Source organism: Mycobacterium saskatchewanense, from assembly GCF_010729105.1.
GTDB classification, from domain to species: domain Bacteria; phylum Actinomycetota; class Actinomycetes; order Mycobacteriales; family Mycobacteriaceae; genus Mycobacterium; species Mycobacterium saskatchewanense.
Genome location: NZ_AP022573.1, coordinates 821,778 through 839,170, shown reverse-complemented (window position 1 = coordinate 839,170; position 17,393 = coordinate 821,778). Strand labels below are relative to the sequence as shown.

Below are 17,393 nucleotides of genomic sequence, written 5' to 3'. Positions count from 1 at the left end.
GCCGTGGCTGCCGGCCTGGCCGCCGGTGCTGCCGTTCACGCCGTTGCCACCGTTGCCGACGTGGCCGCCGCCGCCCCCGATGCCGCTCGCGGCGCCGCCCGTCCCGCCGGCAGCGCCGGCGGCGCCGTCCCTCGCTCATCGCATGAAGAGGCACCGAGCCAATCATTGGAGGTATTCGGGTGTCAGTTGTGGTTGCAGTGCCGGACCTGGTCGCTAAGGCGGCAGCGAATGTCGCAGGTATCGGCACATCGCTGAGCGCGGCCAACGCCGCGGCTGCGGCCCCCACCACCGGAGTGCTGGCGGCCGCTCGCGATGAAGTATCGACCGCGATCGCGTCCGCACCCGTAGCGGCTGACCAAGCCGCCACACTGGCGCCCGGAAGAACCGGAGATAATCGGCGTCGTGGCGCCGCTACTCATGGCTTGCAGTGGCTTTCTGCTCGCAGTCTTGTGGATGGATCTGATATTCGACGTCCAGGTTCTGCAAGCTCGAAGGGACGTCCGGGAATTGCCCGATACCGTGCTGGCTTCCATCGCGGATTACTACCACCGGGCGACGACCACATCACGGCCGATGAGCCGGCTCATCGCCGTGGCAATGCTCGTCTTGTCGGCCGCGCTGGGGTTCGAGGCAGAGCGCGGGCGCGACCCCGGATGGCTGTTGGCGACGTCGGCGGCGCTCGCGGGTTTCCCGATGCTGCTGGCCTTGACGCGGACGGTTCCCCGCGCCGTGCGGCTCGGGCGCCGGACCGACGGCTTGGCCGAGCAGAGCCGTCTGGCGCGATCCATCTGCCGGGACCATGTGGTGTCTTTCGCCTGCATGCTGGCGTTCCTGGTCGTGTGGCTGATGCGCCTCATCGCCATCTGACACTTCGCCATCTGACACTTCGCCATCTGACACTTCGCCATCTGACACTTCGTAGTGCCGACACGCAGCCGAGGGCGGGCTGGCCACGTCAACGGGGCGCGTACTAAACTAGAACACGTTTCAATTCTGCGACCGTCCCAGGAGTAGGCATGCACACCGCGATCTGCGATGAGCTTGGTATCGAGTTCCCCATCTTCGCGTTTACCCACTGCCGCGATGTCGTGGTCGCGGTCAGCAAGGCCGGGGGGTTCGGCGTGCTCGGCGCGGTCGGCTTCACCCCCGAGCAGCTGGAGATCGAGCTCAACTGGATCGACGAGAACATCGGCGACCACCCGTACGGGGTCGACATCGTCATTCCCAACAAGTACGAGGGGATGGACTCTCACCTGTCCGCCGAGGAGCTGGCCGAAACGCTGCGCAAGATGGTGCCCCAAGAGCACCTGGACTTCGGCAAGAAGATCCTCGCCGACCACGGCGTGCCGATCGAGGACAGCGACGGTGACAGCCTGCAGCTGCTCGGTTGGACCGAGGCGACCGCCACGCCCCAGGTCGAGGTGGCGCTCAAGCACCCCAAGGTGAAGATGATCGCCAACGCGCTGGGCACCCCGCCGGCCGACATGATCAAGCACATCCACGAGGCCGGACTCAAGGTGGCCGCGCTCTGCGGCTCCCCGTCGCAGGCCCGCAAGCACGCCGACGCCGGCGTGGACATCATCATCGCCCAGGGCGGCGAGGCGGGCGGTCACTGCGGCGAGGTTGGCTCGATCGTGTTGTGGCCGCAGGTCGTCAAGGAGGTCGCCCCGGTGCCGGTGTTGGCGGCGGGCGGTATCGGCAGCGGCCAGCAGATCGCAGCGGCGCTGGCGTTGGGCGCCCAGGGGGCGTGGACGGGCTCGCAGTGGCTGATGGTCGAGGAGTCCTCGAACACGCCGGTGCAGCAACAGGCTTACGTCAAGGCGGGCAGCCGCGACACAGTCCGCAGCCGCTCGTTCACCGGCAAGCCGGCCCGCATGCTGCGTAACGACTGGACCGAAGCCTGGGAGCAGCCGAACAACCCGAAGCCGCTCGGAATGCCGTTGCAATACATGGTTTCCGGCATGGCGGTGCGCGCGACCAACCGGTACCCCAACGAGTCCGTCGACGTCGCGTTCAACCCGGTCGGGCAGGTTGTCGGTCAGTTCACCAAGGTGGAGAAGACGGCGACCGTCATCGAGCGGTGGGTGCAGGAGTACCTCGAGGCGACCAACAGGCTCGACGAGCTCAACGAGGCCGCCGCCGTCTGACGGCCGCTAGACGTCGTCCTCGTCCTCGCCCTTGCCGGTGAAGACCTCTTTCGTGCGGTCCACCGCGTAGGTGCCGATGTCAATCGAGTTCTGGACGATGCCGCTGGCGCCGCCGGCGATATCACCCCGGATGATGTCGCTGGCATGTTCGACGATGTCCGAGGCCTTCTCGACCGCATTGGTTGCGATGTCTCGGGCGGCGTCGACTGCGTCTTTCGGGTTGAAGCCCATCGCACTCTCCTTTTGGTTGCACGGTCGTTTGGTACGACTCTAGACGCGGCGATCACTCAGTAATTGACCAAACTGCGCCAGTAGTCCTCGGGGATTTCGGCGCCCGACCGCAGGATCCGCGCCAACCCAACGGCCATCGCGATGCCGAGCAGGCCAAGCCAGAGCCCGGCCAGGCCGATGACGACCCACAGAGCGGCCGTCACCACCGGCCACGGCGACAGCACGGCGAGCGCCGGCGCGAAGAAGAACCCCATCCCGACGTACCAGGCCGACCCGGCCCGGTCGGAGGCCAGGACGAAGTGCAGCCAGCGCGGGACCAAGGCCTCGGCGGGCTGACGGCCGGTCATGGCTCAGCCGGTCATCCGGCCGGGGGGAAGAAGCCGGCGCCGGTGAACCAGCCCTCCTGCCAGCCGCGATCGCCGAGGCAGAGCATGGGCAGCCCGGCGTCCGACTGCGCCGCCGTCTGCGGGCCCGGGCACTTGGCACCCGCCTGCTGCACGCCGTAGAGCGGGTACGACATCACCCAATAGCCCGTGGTGGCCGCGGGGAACTGGTTGGGGGGCGGGAAGTGGCAGGCCTCGGCCTGGCCGCTGGGACCGCGGCCGAAGATGAAGTGCTCGTAGTTGTCGCACGGGGCGCCCAGCGACGCTTGGTAGTTCATGCCGGGCACATCGCCGTCGTAGTGCGGGTCGGCCGCCGCGCCCGGCGCCAGGCCGATCGCGCCGCCGGCCACCGCCGCGGTGGCGAGAAGTTCGCGAATCATGGTCCACCCTTCGCCTCGATGTCACCTTTGCCCCGAGTGCCGGCTGCAAACAGCCGCCTGTGACCTGCACCAAAGCATATCGAGTGGGCTGCGGGCCACAAGATCCTTTCCGACCGGGCCGGGGCGTGCCGCGGGCCCCACTTCAACTGGGGTTCGGGGTGCGCCGCGGCCCCGCAACTCACCGCAACTGAACACGTTGCAATTTCAGCGCGGCGATCTTGCCCGGACGCTTCCCATCCGTGGTGTGGCAATGGTTTATTTGCACAAGAAGGACTAGACGACTTCGTTTCAAGGAGTGGGCCTTGTCAGAGCAGACCGCCACACCTGTCCCCAACCTGCCGCCCGGGTTCGACTTCACCGATCCCGACATCTACGCGGAGCGGCTTCCGGTCGAAGAACTGGCCGAGATGCGCAAGGTCGCGCCGATCTGGTGGAACGAACAACCGCTCGGCGCCGGAGGGTTCGACGACGGCGGCTTCTGGGTGGTGACCAAGCACAAGGACGTCAAGGAGATCTCCCTGCGCAGCGACGTCTTCTCCAGCCTTCAGAAGACCGCCCTGCCGCGGTACAAGGACGGCACGGTCGCCGAGCAGGTTGAGCGGGGCAAGTTCGTCCTGCTGAACATGGACGCGCCGCAGCACACGCGGCTGCGCAAGATCGTCTCGCGGGCCTTCACGCCCCGGTCCGTCGAGCGCCTGCGCGACGATCTCTGTGAGCGCGCGCGCCGCATCGTCGAGACGGCCGCCGCCGAGGGTTCGGGCGACTTCGTCGAACAGGTGTCCTGCGAACTGCCGCTGCAGGCCATCGCCGGGTTGATGGGCGTGCCACAGGAAGACCGCAAGAAGCTGTTCCACTGGTCCAACGAGATGGTCGGCGACCAGGATCCCGAATTCGCGAGCAACGACGCCATCACCGCGTCCGTCGAGCTGATCATGTACGGCATGCAGATGGCCGCGGACCGGGCGAAGAACCCCGGCGAGGACCTCGTCACCAAGCTGGTGGAAGCCGACATCGACGGCCACAAGCTCTCCGACGACGAGTTCGGCTTCTTCGTCATCCTGCTGGCGGTCGCGGGCAATGAGACCACCCGCAACTCCATCACCCAGGGCATGATGGCATTCACCGAATTTCCCGACCAGTGGGAGCTTTTCAAGCGCGAGCGGCCCGTCACCGCGGCCGACGAGATCGTGCGGTGGGCCACCCCGGTCACCTCGTTCCAGCGGACGGCGCTGGAGGACTATGAGCTGTCCGGGGTGCAGATCAAGAAGGGCCAGCGGGTCGTGATGTTCTACCGGTCCGCCAACTTCGACGAGGACGTGTTCGACGACCCCTACACGTTCAACATCTTGCGTGATCCCAACCCGCACGTCGGGTTCGGGGGCACGGGCGCGCACTACTGCATCGGTGCCAACCTGGCCCGGATGACGATCGACCTCATGTTCAACGCGATCGCCGACGTCATGCCCGACCTCCGGTCGGTGGGCACGCCGGAACGTCTGCGCTCGGGCTGGCTGAACGGGATCAAGCACTGGCAGGTCGACTACGGGGCCGCGAAATGCCCTGTGGCGCATTAGGCTGAGCGAATGCCAACGCATCAAGCCGTCCGGGTGCAATCCGCAGCTGGCCCCTTGGAACTCGTCGACGTCGAAACACAGCCGCCCGGTCGTGACGAGGTGCGGATCGCGGTCACCGCATGCGGGATATGCGGCACCGATCGCGAATTCGTCAACGGTGGCTTTCCGAACATGTCCTGGCCGCTGACCCCGGGGCACGAAATCGCCGGGCGGATAGCCGAACTCGGCGACGGCGTCGAAGAGTTCAAGGTCGGCGACCGCGTCGCGGTCGGGTGGTTCGGCGGCTGCTGCTACCACTGCGACCCGTGCCGCAAAGGCATGTTCATCAACTGCGTGGACGGCAAGGTGCCCAGCTGGCACTACCCCGGCGGCTACGCGGAATCGGTGACCGTGCCGGCCAATGCGCTGGCCCGGATTCCCTCGGGGCTCACGGATGTGGAGGCCGCCCCCTTGGGCTGCGCCGGGGTCACGACATACAACGCGCTGCGCCACACCAAGGCGCTGCCCGGGGACCGGGTGGCGATCCTCGGTGTCGGCGGGCTCGGCCACCTCGGCGTGCAGTTCGCTCGCGCAATGGGTTTCGAGACCATTGCGATCGCGCGCGGCGCCGGCAAGGCCGAAGACGCGAAGAAATTGGGCGCGCACCATTACATCGACTCCTCCAGCGGTGACGTCTCCCAAGCTCTGCAGGCCCTGGGCGGGGCGACGGTCGTCCTGGGCACCGTCGGCAACTCCCAGGCCATGGCCGGCACGGTCGGCGGGCTTGCGCCGCAAGGAGAGTTGGTGACAATCGGCGTGACCGCCGACCCGCTGCCCATCAGCCCCGTGCAACTGATCACGCCGGGGGTCCGCATCGTCGGCCACGCCTCCGGCACGTCCAAAGAGGTCGAGGACACAATGCATTTCGCCGTCCTGTCCGGGGTGCGGGCCTGGATCGAGGAGCTGCCGCTATCGCAGGCGGCCGAAGGTTACGCGGCGCTGGAGCGGGGTCGCGCACACTACCGCACCGTCCTGACGATGTGACTACCATCGGCCTGTGACCGACAAATGGGCGTTCGACGCATCCGACGGTGAGCTGGTGGTCCACACCGGCGTGACGGGCCGGGCAGCCCGCATGGGTCATCGGCTCACCATCGCCGTCACGCGGTGGCGCGCGACGGTGAACTGGGCCGGCACCGAGCCCGTCGGCGTGGAACTGGTCGCCGAGACCGAGTCGTTCGAGGTGCTCCGCGGCGAGGGGGGCGTCAAGGGCCTGTCCGGGCCGGAGAAGGTCATGGCGAAGTCGAACGCGATGAAGTCGCTGGACGCCGGCCGCTATCCCGAGATCCGCTACGCCGCAACGGACATCGCAAAGAACGACGGCGGCTACCGCCTGACCGGGGCCCTGCAGATCCATGGGAAGTCGCGGGATCACGTCGTCGACGTCCGCACCGAGGATCTGGGCGATTCGTGGCGGATGTCGGCCGAATCCCTCGTCCGCCAATCCGACTACGGGGTCAAGCCGTACTCGCTGCTGATGGGTTCGGTGCGGGTGGCCGACGAGGTGGCGGTCTCTTTCACCGCGGTTCACGCCAAGGACGACTGATCGCACGCAGCCGTTAACGTCGGCGCGCGTACCCTCGGATTGGGATCCTTAATTCCGCTAAGTACCTATTAGCCCGAAACCGAGGGGGTTGCGTTGGCGCGCACAGAGAATGATTCCTGGGATTTGGCGACGAGCGTCGGGGCGACCGCCACCATGGTGGCCGCCGCCCGGGCCGTCGCGTCGAAGGGTGACTCGCCCCTGATCGACGACCCGTTCGCCGAGCCGCTGGTGCGGGCGGTGGGCGTCGAGTTCTTCGCCCGCTGGGTCAACGGGGACATCGCCGCCGCCGACGTCGACGGGCCCGACGACGTCTGGGGCCTGCAGCGGATGGCGGACCTGATGGGCGCCCGGACCCGGTACTTCGACGCGTTCTTCCGCGACGCGGTGGCGGCCGGCATCCGCCAGGCCGTGATCCTGGCGTCCGGCCTCGACGCCCGCGGCTACCGGTTGTCCTGGCCCGACGGAATGACCGTTTTCGAGATCGACCAGCCGCTCGTCATCGAGTTCAAGGCGACGACGCTGGAGGGTCTGGGCGCGCGACCGACAGCCGATCTGCGCGCGGTGCCCATGGACCTGCGGCACGACTGGCCAACCGCCTTGCGGGAAGCCGGTTTCGACGCCGAACGGCCCAGTGCGTGGATCGCCGAAGGCCTCCTCGCGTTCCTGCCGCCGGACGCCCAGGATCGCCTGCTGGACAACATCACCCAGCTCAGCGCCCCGGGCAGCCGACTCGCCGCCGAGATCTTCGTCAATCCGCCGGACGCGAACGGGGACCAGGCGCCCGATCTGCTGCAGACCGCCAGCGAGCGGTGGCGGGAGCACGGGTTCGACATCGAGCTCTCCGACCTGCGCTACGACGTCGATCGCAATGACGTCGCCACGTACCTGGACGGCCATGGCTGGCAAGCCGATTCGACCAAGCTGAACGAACTGCTGGCGCAGCACGGTCTGCCGGAGATTCCGCACACGGCCGCCGGCGCGGCGTTCGCCGAGAACTACTACTGCACGGCGGTCCGCCGCGGCTAGGTTCCGCTGACGGAAGTCACGGCTGCGCCGGTGCCTGCGGCTCCGGGTTGGCCGCCGCATCGCCGGCGTCGCCGGGGATGTGCTCGAGCACCCGCGTCAGGTAAGGCTGCCGGCCGCTGGCGTCCGGCTGCTGCTCCGCCGGAGCGGCCTCCTGCTCCACCGGCTGCCCGGCCGGTGCGCCGTCGGGCGCCTGCGCGGTGGGCCGGGCGGGCTGGGGCGGCGGCGCGGCGGCGGGAGCGACGGCCGCGGCCACCTGGGGCGTCGGCGCGTGCGCGGGGTGCTTCGGTGTGGCGGGCGCACCGGTGGGAGCGAGCTCGATGCCCACCGCGACCGACAGTGAGGTGACGAACGTGATGGCCCCGGCGGCCAACGCGGTGACCGCCCCGGTGTACGACCACCGGCGGGATCGCGCGGGGGCGGACGCGGGTGCGCTCCCGGGGGTCACGAGTCGCTCATCGGTGAACTCGGTGCTGCGGGCCGCGGCGAGCGCCGCGCCCCGGGCCACGGTCACCTGCGCCATCGTCTGCGCGAAAACCGGTACCGGCAAAGCCTTCTCGAGTTGCCACGACAGGCCGTTGATCTCGCTATCAGCGCCGACGACCACCACGCCGCCCGGTCGCCAGCCGTCGCGGTCGAACATCCCGGTCAGCCAGGCGGTCAGCCCGTCGAAGCCGCCGGGCACCTGCTTCGTCGCCGTCTGCGTCTCGCCGTCCCGGGTGTCGACCATGACGACGGTCGACCACTCGTGTTCGAGGATGCAGACCGCGGTCTGTTCGTAGCCGATCACCGGCGCGATGGCGCGCGCCAGCGTGTCCACCGCCTCGAGCAACCGGACGGGCACGACGTTGTCGAAACCCGCGTCCGTCAGGGTCTCCAGCACCAGCGCCGCCTGCGCGGTCGCGTCGTCGTTCCAGGTGACGCCGACGACACGGACATGGTGATCGGTCTCGGCCGCCTGCGCGTCGACCCGCAGGACCTCGTCCGCCACCTGTTCCGCGGTGTTCACCGCCTGGACGCCGCGTCCGGCGTGCAACGGCATCTGCCGGTGGTCCAGGATCGTGCCGTCGGCGCCGTGCCCCTCTGCGAGGACCCAACCGACGGCGGTTGGCGTGACTGATAGCCCTAGTACCGTATCCAAATTCTGCACCTCAATCGGTCCCGGTCCACCGACTCTCATACGCACGACCGCGCACCGTAGAGCCGCGATGCGGTGTTCGTGAGAGCCGGAACGGACCCGGGATGGCGTGGTCTCCATCGGCTTGCTCCGAGAGAGCCTACGCGTTCTACGCGAGTTCAGTAGCACCGGTTTGAAATCGCCTGAGAAACCCGCGGTGGCCGGTGCGGCGACGCGCCGAATCGCCTTCGCCGACGGGCGAGGCGGACGGGGCTCGATCGGTGCAGACCGGTGGAGGCCGTCCTCGTCTCGCGGCGCGCGGGGGGCGTCGGTCCCGCGCATCGGTGGACGGCCACGCGTCGCCCGGCGGGCCGGCGGTGCCGCTGCCTGCCCTTTTTCCGTTTGCTGGAAGCGGCGACGGGCCGGTTCGTCTTTATCCGTGCTGCGAAATGGCCGGGGAAAAGCGATATGAAATCGATATAACACCGCGTCCAGATCGACATTCGGGCGATTCGCACGGTAAATTCCTGCTGAGAGCAGGATCACAAAGCGACAAGGGGCAGGTATGACAGATGTGAGCTCGAGGGTCCGGGCCTGGGGGCGCCGGCTTTTGGTCGGCGCGGCAGCGGCTGTCACCCTGCCCGGCCTGATCGGTCTTGCGGGCGGCGCGGCGACCGCAGGGGCGTTCTCCCGCCCCGGTCTGCCCGTCGAATACCTCCAGGTCCCGTCGGGTGCGATGGGTCGCAACATCAAGGTGCAATTCCAAAGCGGCGGCAACGGTTCGCCCGCCGTCTACCTGCTCGACGGGTTGCGGGCCCAGGACGACTACAACGGCTGGGACATCAACACCCCGGCGTTCGAGTGGTACTACAAGTCGGGCCTGTCGATCATCATGCCGGTCGGTGGCCAGTCCAGCTTCTACGCCGACTGGTACCAGCCCGCGTGCGGCAAGGCCGGCTGCTCGACGTACAAGTGGGAGACCTTCCTGACCAGCGAGCTGCCGGAGTGGCTGAACGCCAACCGGAGCGTCAAGCCCACCGGCAGCGCGGCGATCGGCATCTCGATGTCCGGTTCGTCGGCGATGATCCTGTCCGTCTACCACCCGGGGCAGTTCATCTACGCCGGCTCGCTGTCCGCCCTGATGGACCCGTCGTCGGGCATGGGGCCGTCGCTGATCAACCTCGCCATGGGTGACGCCGGCGGCTACAAGGCCGACGCCATGTGGGGCCCGTCGAGCGACCCGGCCTGGCAGCGCAACGACCCGATGATCCAGATCCCGCAACTGGTCGCCCACAACACCCGACTCTGGGTCTACTGCGGCAACGGCACGCCGTCCGAGCTGGGCGGTGCCAACATGCCGGCCGAATTCCTCGAGAACTTCGTCCGCAGCAGCAACCTGAAGTTCCAGGACGCCTACAACGCGGCCGGCGGCCACAACGCGGTGTTCAATTTCAACGCCAACGGAACGCACAGCTGGGAGTACTGGGGAGCCCAGCTCAACGCCATGAAGGCTGACCTGCAGGGCGCTTTGGGCGCGACCCCCGGTGGCGGCGGATAACCCAACCGGCTTTCCCGACGTCGGCTGCTGCGCCTGACCGAAAGTCAGGCGCAGCAGTGCGTTATGGGTGATCAGCGAGGTGCGGCGAGTTCGGCGGTGATGTCGGTCCACCCGGTCGCATCCTGGCGGTGGTCGTTCATGTTGCGGCACTGGCCGTAGAGGCGCAGGACGCCGGCGCCGGGGTTGTCGTCATCGCGATACACCGTCGTCGTGACCGCGTCCTGCGAGAAGATCCGCGCGAACACGTGGTTGTTGGGCGGCGGGCCCTCCGACCAGCCGTGCGTTCGCAGCGTGGACGCGAGGGTTTGGAGGTAGGTGTCGGCCCGTTGGTCCGCGGGCAGCGTGAAGGTCAGGTAGACGGCGCCCTGGTAGGGCGGGTCGTCCCGGTTCTTGCAGGACATCAACAGGTAGCCCGCCGACGCCGTCCGCAGCCCGGTGAGCGCGGCGATTCGGCGGGCCGGCTCGACGACCTGGTCCTTGCTCTGTTGGTCGGTGACCGGGCTGGCGGGGTGTTCGAGGACGTCGGCGGGCGTCGAGCGGAGCCGGTCCACCGAGACCAGGGCCCCGCCCATCACCAGCGAGACCGCCAGCGAGGCGCCGATGAGCGCCCGAATGCCGTTCGAACGCAAGGATTCCGGCGGCCTGCGGCCATTTCCTGCGGGAACACGGCCGACGGGCGGGTCATCGGCGGCAGCGGGTGCGTCGGACATCAAGCAGCCAGGCTAACCCCGCGTCGGCCGGGGTGGCGGACGGTGATCGGCTCGACGGGCACGCCAGAATTGTCGCCATGAGCCGTGCCCGCAGGCGATACCTCGGCGGGGCCGCGGCCGCGCTCGCGGCGGCGATGCTCACCACCGCGCCCGCACCGCACGCGCGAGCCGACATCAGCCCGCTGACCCCGCTGGTCGACGCCGCCGCGCAACGATTGCAGACCGCCGACCCGGTGGCGGCCGTCAAGTGGCACACGCACGGCGCCGTCGAAGACCCCGGCCGCGTCCGGGACGAGTTGAGCGAGCTGAGCGCGGCCGCCGCCGCGCAGCACCTCGACCCCGGCTACGTCACCCGCCTCTTCGGCGATCAGATCGACGCCACGGAAGCGATCGAATACGGCCTCTTCGCGGAGTGGAAGCTGAACCCCGCCGCGGTGCCCGCCGCGCCGCCGGACCTGTCGACGTCGAGGTCGGCGATCGACCGCCTCAACCGGACGATGCTCGCGCAGATCGCGGCCGACCGGGACGCGTTGCATGCGCCGGCCTGCGCCGCGCAACTCGACGCGGCCCGCGGGGAGGTCGTTGCGGAGCGCGGGCTCGACGGGCTTCATGAGCGGGCGTTGCAGGCGGCGACCCGGTCGTATTGTGAGGGTTGATTTAACCATTTCTCATTGATTTCTAAATCGGCAATTCGGCCGCAGTCGACTCATTTCCGCCGATAGAGGGCCAATATCGCGCCATTTTCAAATCGGTAACGCTTTGAACACGGTCGCCGAAATCCCTGGCATGAGAAAGCTCTGCAAGTCCTTCGTCAAGTCAGCGGTGATCGGCGGGTTCGTTGCAGCGTCGCTGACGTCATCCGCCATCGAGGCCACCGCCGCGCCCACTCCCAACTGGGACGCGATCGCGCAGTGTGAGTCGGGTGGCAACTGGCACGCGAACACCGGCAACGGCGAGTACGGCGGCCTGCAGTTCAAGCCGGGCACCTGGTCCCAGTACGGCGGCGTCGGCAACCCGGCGACCGCGTCGCGCGAGCAGCAGATCGCCGTCGCCAACCGGGTTTTCGCCGATCAGGGCATCGAGGCCTGGCCGAAGTGTGGTGCCAACTCGGGCCTGCCGATCGCCTGGTATTCGCACCCCGCCCAGGGCATCAAGCAGATCATCAACGGCCTCATCCAGGCGGCGGTCCCGCACTGATCGGCCGCGTCCGCGGGCTATGACGCGGTGCCGCCATGTGCTTGGATCAGGCCATGGAAGGTTCGGCCACGGTCCACATGGTGGCGCCCGCGGACAAGATCTGGAACCTGATCGCGGATGTCCGTAACACCGGCAAGTTTTCTCCCGAAGTATTCGAGGCGGAGTGGCTTGGTGATGCGACCGGGCCGGAGCTCGGCGCCAAGTTCCGTGGGCACGTTCGGCGTAATGAAATCGGCCCGGTGTATTGGACGACGTGCCAGGTGACCGCATGTGAGCCGGGACGCGAGTTCGGATTTGCCGTGCTGCTCGGCGACCGGGTGGTGAACAACTGGCACTACCGGCTGGCACCCATGGGCGGCGGCACGGACGTCACGGAATCGTTCCGCCTCAACCCGGCGCCGTGGCTCGGGGTGTACTGGTTGTTCGGCGGCTTCCTGCGCAAACGCCGCAACGTCCGGGACATGACCAAGACGCTCAACCGCATCAAAGATGTCGTCGAGGCGGGCTGACCGGACGTGAAGTCGGTCTTCATCACGGGCGCGGGCAGCGGCATGGGCCGCGAGGGGGCGAAGCTCTTCCATGGCAGGGGCTGGCGGGTCGGCGCGGTGGACCGCAGCGAGGACGGCCTGGCGGCGTTGCGGCGCGAGTTGGGTGACGATCGGCTGTGGACCCGCACCGTGGACGTGACGGACAAGGCGGCGCTGGACGGTGCCCTGGCCGACTTCTGTGGCGGCAACCCCGGCGGCGGCCTGGACATGATGTGGAACAACGCCGGCGTCGGCGAGTCCGGCTGGTTCGAGGACGTGCCCTACGACGCCGCGATGCGGTTGGTCGACGTGAACTACAAGGCGGTCCTCACCGGCGCCTACGGTGCCCTCCCCTACCTCGGGAAGGCGCCCGGCAGCCTGATGTTCTCGACGTCGTCGTCGTCGGGAACGTATGGGATGCCGCGCCTCGCGGTGTACTCGTCGACCAAGCACGCGGTCAAAGGGTTGACCGAGGCGCTGAGCGTGGAGTGGCAGCGCCACGGGGTGCGCGTCGCCGACGTACTGCCCGGGCTGATCGACACCGCCATCCTGACCAGCACCACGAACCACTCCCGCGACGGCGCGGCACCGGCCTCCGCCGAGGAACTGCGCGCCCGCGCCCCCCGCAGGGGCATGTTCCGGCTGATGCCCGCGACGGCCGTCGCCGAGGTGGCGTGGCGGGCCTACCACCACCCGACACGCTTGCATTGGTACGTGCCCAGGAGCATCCGCGTGATCGACGTACTCAAGGGCCTGAGCCCGGAATTCGTGCGGGGCCGCATCGTCAAGACCCTGCCCGCCCTGACGTCGAAGCGGCAGTGAAGGAGGACTGGTGCGAAACCGCTTGCCCGCAATTGCTTTCGTCCTGACGGCCGGGGCCGCGTGCGTCGTGGCGTGCGGTCAGCCGGAGACGATGCCCCGCAAGGCCGCCCACCTCACCCTCGACGGCGCGACGCACACCACCCGTCCCCCCGCCTGTAGCCAGGACCAGTCGTACCGGACCATCGACCTGCGCGACCGCGACGGGCAGGTGGAAGCGGTCGTTCTGTTGTCCGGTTACCGGGCCATCCCGCAATGGGTCAAGATCCGCAACATCGACGGGTTCACCGGGAGCTTCTGGGAAGGCGGGGTGGGCAGCGCCCGCGCGGACGTCACCAACAGCGTCTACACGATCAGCGGCAGCGCCTACGGCATCAACAGCAACAATCCCGACAAGGTTGTGACGACCGACTTCAAGCTCACCGCCGAGTGCTGAGCCCGGCTGAGGACCGGCCTGAACCATGGAGGACCGCGTGAAGGAAAGACTGCACTGGCTGGCCATGCACGGGTTCATGCGGGGCGTCGCCGCGATCGGGGTCCGGCGGGGCGACCTGCAGGCCCGGCTGATCGCCGATCCCACGGTGGCCGCCGACCCCGTGCCGTTCTACGAACAACTTCGCGCCCTGGGGCCGCTGGTCAGGGGCCACGTCAACTACCTGACCACCGACCACGCGCTCGCCCACGACTTGTTGCGCTCGGACGACTTTCGCGTGGTGAACATGGGCTCCAACCTGCCGGCGCCGCTGCGCTGGCTCGAGGGGCGGACCCGCGACGATCTGCTGCATCCGCTGCGCGCGCCGGCGCTCCTGGCCGTGGAGCCGCCCGACCACACCCGCTACCGGAAGACCGTGTCGGCGGTGTTCACCCCGAGGGCGGTCGCCGCCCTGCGCGACGGTGTCGAGCAGACCGCGGGCAAGCTCCTGGACGGGTTGGCCGACCAGTCCGGCGTGGTCGACATCGTGGGCAGGTACTGCTCGCAACTCCCGGTCGCCATCATCAGCGACATCCTCGGGGTGCCCGAGCAGGATCGGCGGCGCGTCCTCGAGTTCGGCGAGCTGGCCGCCCCGAGCCTGGACGTCGGGCTGCCCTGGCGGCAGTACCGAAGCGTCCAACGGGGTATCGCCGGCTTCAACTTGTGGCTGGCCGAGCACCTGGGCCGGTTGCGGCGCAACCCCAGCGACAACCTGATGAGCCAGCTCATCCAGATGGCCGAAAGCGGTTCGGCGGAAACACGTCTGGACGAGGCCGAACTGCAGGCGATCGCCGGGTTGGTCCTGGCGGCGGGGTTCGAAACCACGGTGAACCTGTTGGGCAACGGTATTCGCATGCTGCTGGACGAGCCCCAGCATCTGGACACCTTGCGCCGTCGTCCCGAGTTGTGGCCCAACGCCGTCGAGGAGATCCTGCGGCTGGATTCGCCGGTGCAGCTGACGGCGCGGGTAGCGCTGCGCGATGTCGTGGTGGCGGGCATGCGGATTGGGGGTGGCGACCTGGTGGTGATCTACCTGGCGGCCGCCAACCGGGACCCGTCGGTGTTCGACGACCCGCACCGCTTCGACATCGAAAGGACCAACGCGGGAAGGCATCTCGCGTTCTCCGGAGGTCGCCACTTCTGCCTGGGCGCCGCCCTCGCGCGCGCCGAGGGGGAAGTCGGGTTGCGGACGTTCTTCGACCGGTTCCCCGAGGTGCGTTCGGCCGGTAACGGCAGCAGGCGGGACACCCGGGTGCTGCGGGGCTGGTCGACGCTCCCGGTGACCCTGGGACCGGCGCGGTCGCTGGCGTCGGTCGATAGCTCACGCTAGGGCCGTTCGACCACAACTCGGGCGACCGAAGCCTTCCGGCCACGGGCGAAGGTCCCGACCTCGGGTGACGGTCTGGCCCGCGGTGCGCGCAACGAACTAAGCTTTGCCTAACCAAACAGAAGGGTGGGCAGGTGGCACGGTCAGGCGATAAGCAGGTCGTCAGGCGCCCGCGCACGCTCGCCGACCTGCCCGAGGGGGCCCCGGGCGAAATCGTCGCGTTGGATTCCGCTGCGCCCGCGGACGTGCTGATGCGGTTGCGCCACCTTGGGTTTCGGACCGGTTGCCGGGTCGCCAAGGTTCGCACCGCCCCGCTGGGCGACCCTTCCGTGTACCGGCTGCTCGGATACGACACCTGCCTGCGCCGCCACGAAGCCGCGTACATCCAGATAGCCGAAGATTCGTGACCGCGTCCTGCCACCACGAGCAGCAGGCCACAGCGCCGGCCGGCCGGTCCCGCGTGGCGCTGGTCGGTAGCCCCAACGCGGGCAAGACCAGCGTGTTCAATCACCTGACCGGACTGCGGGCGCGCACCGGCAACTACCCGGGCGTGACCGTTGCGCGGTTCGTCGGCACCGGCCAGTACCGCTGCGCCCACGGCACGACCAAGTTCACCGTCGAGGACCTGCCCGGCTGCTACAGCCTTCACCCCGTGAGCCCCGACGAGAAGGTGGTCGCGGACCTCGTCCACGGGAAGCTTCCGGGCATCTCGGCGCCGGACGCGTACGCGGTGGTGGTCGACGTCACCGTGCTGGAGCGGTCGTTGTCCCTGGTCGCGCAGGTGCTGGCGCTGGGAAAGCCGACGATGGTGGTGCTGACCATGATCGACGAATTGGCGGCGCGCGGCGGACGGCTCGACATCGATCGTTTCGCCGCGGCGCTCGGTGTGCCGGTCGTCGGCGTCATCGGGAGCCGCGGCAAGGGCTTCGAACCCCTGCGCGCGCTTCTCGCCGCCCCGCAGCAATGGGCGCGAGTGCCCATCGCGCCGCCCGATGACGACGCCGAGTTCCTCAGTTGGGTCCGCTCGACCCTCGAGGCCGGCCGCTACCGTCTCCCCGAACCGGACGCGCGCAGCGCCAGGATCGATCGCGTGCTCCTGCACCCGCTATGGGGAACGCTCAGCTTCCTCGCGGTGATGTTCCTGTTCTTCCAGGCGATATTCACGGTCGCGACGCCGCTGCAGGACGGCATCAGGGATTTCTTCGACTGGATCGGGACGCTGGCCGCCGACATCATCCCGAACCAGGCGGTGGCCGGACTGATCAACGGTGGCATCATCGGTGGCGTCGGGGCGGTCCTGGTGTTCCTCCCGCAGATCGTGTTGATGTTCTTGCTGATCGCCCTGCTGGAGAACGTCGGCTACATGGCGCGGGCCGCCTTCATGGTCGACCGCGTGATGGCCTCCACCGGGCTCGACGGCCGGGCGTTCGTTTCGATGCTGTCGTCGCTGGCCTGCGCGGTGCCCGGGATCATGGCCACCCGCACGCTGCCGTCGTCCCGCGACCGCATCGCGACGGCCATGGCCGCGCCGCTGATGACCTGCTCGGCGCGCCTGCCGGTCTACGTCCTGCTGATCGGGGTGCTGGTGGACCCGAAGGCCCGGTGGGGCCCACTGTCGCTGCAGGGTCTGACCATGTTCGGCCTGTATTTTCTCGGTGGGGTGTCTGCCATGTTCACGGCGTGGCTGTTCAAGTCGGTGGTGCTCGGCGGTGACCTGTTGCCGTTCTACATGGAGATGCCGCCGTATCGCTTCCCGTCGCTCAAGTCCGTGCTGCTGACCATGTGGGATTCGGCAAAGTCGTTCCTGCGCAAGGCCGGAACCATCATCCTCGCGGCCTCGGTGGTGCTGTGGCTGCTGCTGAACCTGCCGCCCCGCACCGCTCAGGTCGCCGGCGCCGACCAGGCCACCGCAGCGGCGTACGTGATCAACAACTCCTACGGCGCGGACCTGGGCAAGTTCGTCGAACCGCTGTTTGCGCCGCTCGGGTTCGACTGGCGTATCTGTGTCGGACTGATCGGCGCGCTGGCGGCCCGCGAGGTCTTCGTCGCCACCATGGGGCAGGTCTTTGCCGCCGACGGTCCCGAACACCTCGGCCCCGCGGTGCAGTCGGCCACGTTCACATCGGGCCCGCACCACGGGGAGCTGGTGTTCACCGCCCCGACCGTTGTCGCGCTGATGGTGTTCTTCGTCTACGCGCTCCTGTGCATGGCCACCGTCGCCACCATCCGCCGCGAGACCAACTCGTGGAAGTGGCCGTTGGTGGCTTGGGGATACCTGTTCACGCTGGCGTGGGTGGCCGCGTTCGCCGCTCGCAACATCACCGCCTGGGCGACGGGCTGACC

Annotated in this window: 20 protein-coding genes and 1 pseudogene; 16 read left to right on the top strand and 5 right to left on the bottom strand. The window is 68.5% G+C overall.

Annotated features, from left to right (window positions below; all coding sequences use genetic code 11):
* Positions 1–179 precede the first annotated feature (179 nt).
* The 3 genes and pseudogenes from G6N56_RS03805 to G6N56_RS03795 all read left to right on the top strand — a co-directional run.
* Positions 180–332 (top strand): annotated as a pseudogene (locus G6N56_RS03805) (PE family protein); the annotation flags it as partial.
* Between the two features lie 70 nt (positions 333–402).
* A complete protein-coding gene (locus tag G6N56_RS03800) occupies positions 403–867 on the top strand; it encodes a hypothetical protein (protein ID WP_085257180.1) in 465 nt (154 codons plus the stop codon).
* Positions 868–1,016: 149 nt separating this feature from the next.
* Positions 1,017–2,147 carry a nitronate monooxygenase gene (locus G6N56_RS03795; RefSeq protein WP_085257179.1) on the top strand — a complete coding sequence of 377 codons (1,131 nt, stop codon included), beginning with the start codon at positions 1,017–1,019 and terminating at the stop codon, positions 2,145–2,147.
* A gap of 6 nt (positions 2,148–2,153) precedes the next feature.
* On the opposite strand, the gene G6N56_RS03790 is transcribed toward G6N56_RS03795, so the two are convergent.
* The 3 genes from G6N56_RS03790 to G6N56_RS03780 are packed head-to-tail and all read right to left on the bottom strand — an operon-like array spanning position 2,154 to position 3,141.
* Positions 2,154–2,378 carry an Rv1893 family protein gene (locus tag G6N56_RS03790; RefSeq protein ID WP_085257178.1) on the bottom strand — a complete coding sequence of 75 codons (225 nt, stop codon included), beginning with the start codon at positions 2,376–2,378 and terminating at the stop codon, positions 2,154–2,156.
* Between the two features lie 56 nt (positions 2,379–2,434).
* Positions 2,435–2,725 (bottom strand): hypothetical protein, encoded by a 291-nt coding sequence (locus G6N56_RS03785; RefSeq protein ID WP_085257177.1) that lies wholly within the window; start codon positions 2,723–2,725, stop codon positions 2,435–2,437.
* An 11-nt stretch (positions 2,726–2,736) separates the two neighbouring features.
* A complete protein-coding gene (locus G6N56_RS03780; protein WP_085257176.1) occupies positions 2,737–3,141 on the bottom strand; it encodes a hypothetical protein in 405 nt (134 codons plus the stop codon).
* A 302-nt stretch (positions 3,142–3,443) separates the two neighbouring features.
* Here G6N56_RS03780 and G6N56_RS03775 point away from each other — a divergent pair, with 302 nt between their 5' ends.
* The 4 genes from G6N56_RS03775 to G6N56_RS03760 all read left to right on the top strand — a co-directional run bounded on the left by G6N56_RS03775 (position 3,444) and on the right by G6N56_RS03760 (position 7,326).
* Positions 3,444–4,715, top strand: a complete 1,272-nt coding sequence (locus G6N56_RS03775; protein ID WP_085257175.1) for a cytochrome P450 — start codon at positions 3,444–3,446, stop codon at positions 4,713–4,715.
* 9 nt (positions 4,716–4,724) lie between these two features.
* Positions 4,725–5,738 carry an alcohol dehydrogenase catalytic domain-containing protein gene (locus G6N56_RS03770; protein WP_085257174.1) on the top strand — a complete coding sequence of 338 codons (1,014 nt, stop codon included), beginning with the start codon at positions 4,725–4,727 and terminating at the stop codon, positions 5,736–5,738.
* A gap of 13 nt (positions 5,739–5,751) precedes the next feature.
* Entirely contained in the window at positions 5,752–6,300 is a 549-nt protein-coding gene (locus G6N56_RS03765) for a YceI family protein (protein WP_085257173.1), read from the top strand.
* Positions 6,301–6,393: 93 nt separating this feature from the next.
* A complete protein-coding gene (locus G6N56_RS03760; RefSeq protein WP_085257172.1) occupies positions 6,394–7,326 on the top strand; it encodes a class I SAM-dependent methyltransferase in 933 nt (310 codons plus the stop codon).
* Positions 7,327–7,342: 16 nt separating this feature from the next.
* On the opposite strand, the gene G6N56_RS03755 is transcribed toward G6N56_RS03760, so the two are convergent.
* The gene (locus tag G6N56_RS03755; protein WP_085257382.1) at positions 7,343–8,464 is read right to left on the bottom strand and encodes a DUF7159 family protein; all 1,122 of its coding nucleotides are present in this window, start codon (positions 8,462–8,464) and stop codon (positions 7,343–7,345) included.
* A gap of 541 nt (positions 8,465–9,005) precedes the next feature.
* On the opposite strand from G6N56_RS03755, the gene ag85B reads away from it, so the two are divergent.
* Positions 9,006–9,998: a diacylglycerol acyltransferase/mycolyltransferase Ag85B gene (gene ag85B, locus G6N56_RS03750; protein ID WP_085257171.1), complete on the top strand. Its 993-nt coding sequence runs from the start codon at positions 9,006–9,008 to the stop codon at positions 9,996–9,998.
* Between the two features lie 71 nt (positions 9,999–10,069).
* Here ag85B and G6N56_RS03745 read toward each other — a convergent pair whose 3' ends face one another.
* Positions 10,070–10,708 carry a lipoprotein LppJ family protein gene (locus G6N56_RS03745; protein ID WP_232069204.1) on the bottom strand — a complete coding sequence of 213 codons (639 nt, stop codon included), beginning with the start codon at positions 10,706–10,708 and terminating at the stop codon, positions 10,070–10,072.
* A gap of 77 nt (positions 10,709–10,785) precedes the next feature.
* Here G6N56_RS03745 and G6N56_RS03740 point away from each other — a divergent pair, with 77 nt between their 5' ends.
* From G6N56_RS03740 to feoB, 8 genes are all read left to right on the top strand, one after another.
* A complete protein-coding gene (locus tag G6N56_RS03740; protein WP_085257380.1) occupies positions 10,786–11,364 on the top strand; it encodes a chorismate mutase in 579 nt (192 codons plus the stop codon).
* Positions 11,365–11,467: 103 nt separating this feature from the next.
* Complete coding sequence (rpfC, locus tag G6N56_RS03735; protein WP_085257170.1) at positions 11,468–11,905, top strand: resuscitation-promoting factor RpfC; 438 nt, start codon at positions 11,468–11,470, stop codon at positions 11,903–11,905.
* A gap of 35 nt (positions 11,906–11,940) precedes the next feature.
* Positions 11,941–12,414, top strand: a complete 474-nt coding sequence (locus G6N56_RS03730; protein ID WP_163645080.1) for an SRPBCC family protein — start codon at positions 11,941–11,943, stop codon at positions 12,412–12,414.
* Between the two features lie 6 nt (positions 12,415–12,420).
* The gene (locus G6N56_RS03725) at positions 12,421–13,254 is read left to right on the top strand and encodes an SDR family oxidoreductase (RefSeq protein ID WP_085257169.1); all 834 of its coding nucleotides are present in this window, start codon (positions 12,421–12,423) and stop codon (positions 13,252–13,254) included.
* Positions 13,255–13,264: 10 nt separating this feature from the next.
* Positions 13,265–13,687, top strand: coding sequence for a lipoprotein LpqH (locus tag G6N56_RS03720; protein ID WP_085257168.1), 423 nt, complete (start codon positions 13,265–13,267; stop codon positions 13,685–13,687).
* Positions 13,688–13,724: 37 nt separating this feature from the next.
* Positions 13,725–15,053, top strand: a complete 1,329-nt coding sequence (locus tag G6N56_RS03715) for a cytochrome P450 (protein WP_085257378.1) — start codon at positions 13,725–13,727, stop codon at positions 15,051–15,053.
* A gap of 131 nt (positions 15,054–15,184) precedes the next feature.
* The gene (locus G6N56_RS03710) at positions 15,185–15,457 is read left to right on the top strand and encodes a FeoA family protein (RefSeq protein WP_085257167.1); all 273 of its coding nucleotides are present in this window, start codon (positions 15,185–15,187) and stop codon (positions 15,455–15,457) included.
* A complete protein-coding gene (gene feoB / locus G6N56_RS03705) occupies positions 15,454–17,391 on the top strand; it encodes a ferrous iron transporter B (RefSeq protein ID WP_085257166.1) in 1,938 nt (645 codons plus the stop codon). The genes G6N56_RS03710 and feoB overlap by 4 nt, the downstream gene beginning before the upstream one ends.
* Positions 17,392–17,393: the final 2 nt, after the last annotated feature.

Coding starts and splice junctions, on each gene's coding strand:
- G6N56_RS03785 (WP_085257177.1), bottom strand. CDS start 2,725: ATGACCGGCCGTCAGCCCGCCGAGGCCTTGGTCCCGCGCTGGCTGCAC.
- G6N56_RS03745 (WP_232069204.1), bottom strand. CDS start 10,708: ATGTCCGACGCACCCGCTGCCGCCGATGACCCGCCCGTCGGCCGTGTT.
- G6N56_RS03790 (WP_085257178.1), bottom strand. CDS start 2,378: ATGGGCTTCAACCCGAAAGACGCAGTCGACGCCGCCCGAGACATCGCA.
- ag85B (WP_085257171.1), top strand. CDS start 9,006: ATGACAGATGTGAGCTCGAGGGTCCGGGCCTGGGGGCGCCGGCTTTTG.
- G6N56_RS03780 (WP_085257176.1), bottom strand. CDS start 3,141: ATGATTCGCGAACTTCTCGCCACCGCGGCGGTGGCCGGCGGCGCGATC.
- G6N56_RS03770 (WP_085257174.1), top strand. CDS start 4,725: ATGCCAACGCATCAAGCCGTCCGGGTGCAATCCGCAGCTGGCCCCTTG.
- G6N56_RS03730 (WP_163645080.1), top strand. CDS start 11,941: ATGTGCTTGGATCAGGCCATGGAAGGTTCGGCCACGGTCCACATGGTG.
- G6N56_RS03795 (WP_085257179.1), top strand. CDS start 1,017: ATGCACACCGCGATCTGCGATGAGCTTGGTATCGAGTTCCCCATCTTC.
- G6N56_RS03740 (WP_085257380.1), top strand. CDS start 10,786: ATGAGCCGTGCCCGCAGGCGATACCTCGGCGGGGCCGCGGCCGCGCTC.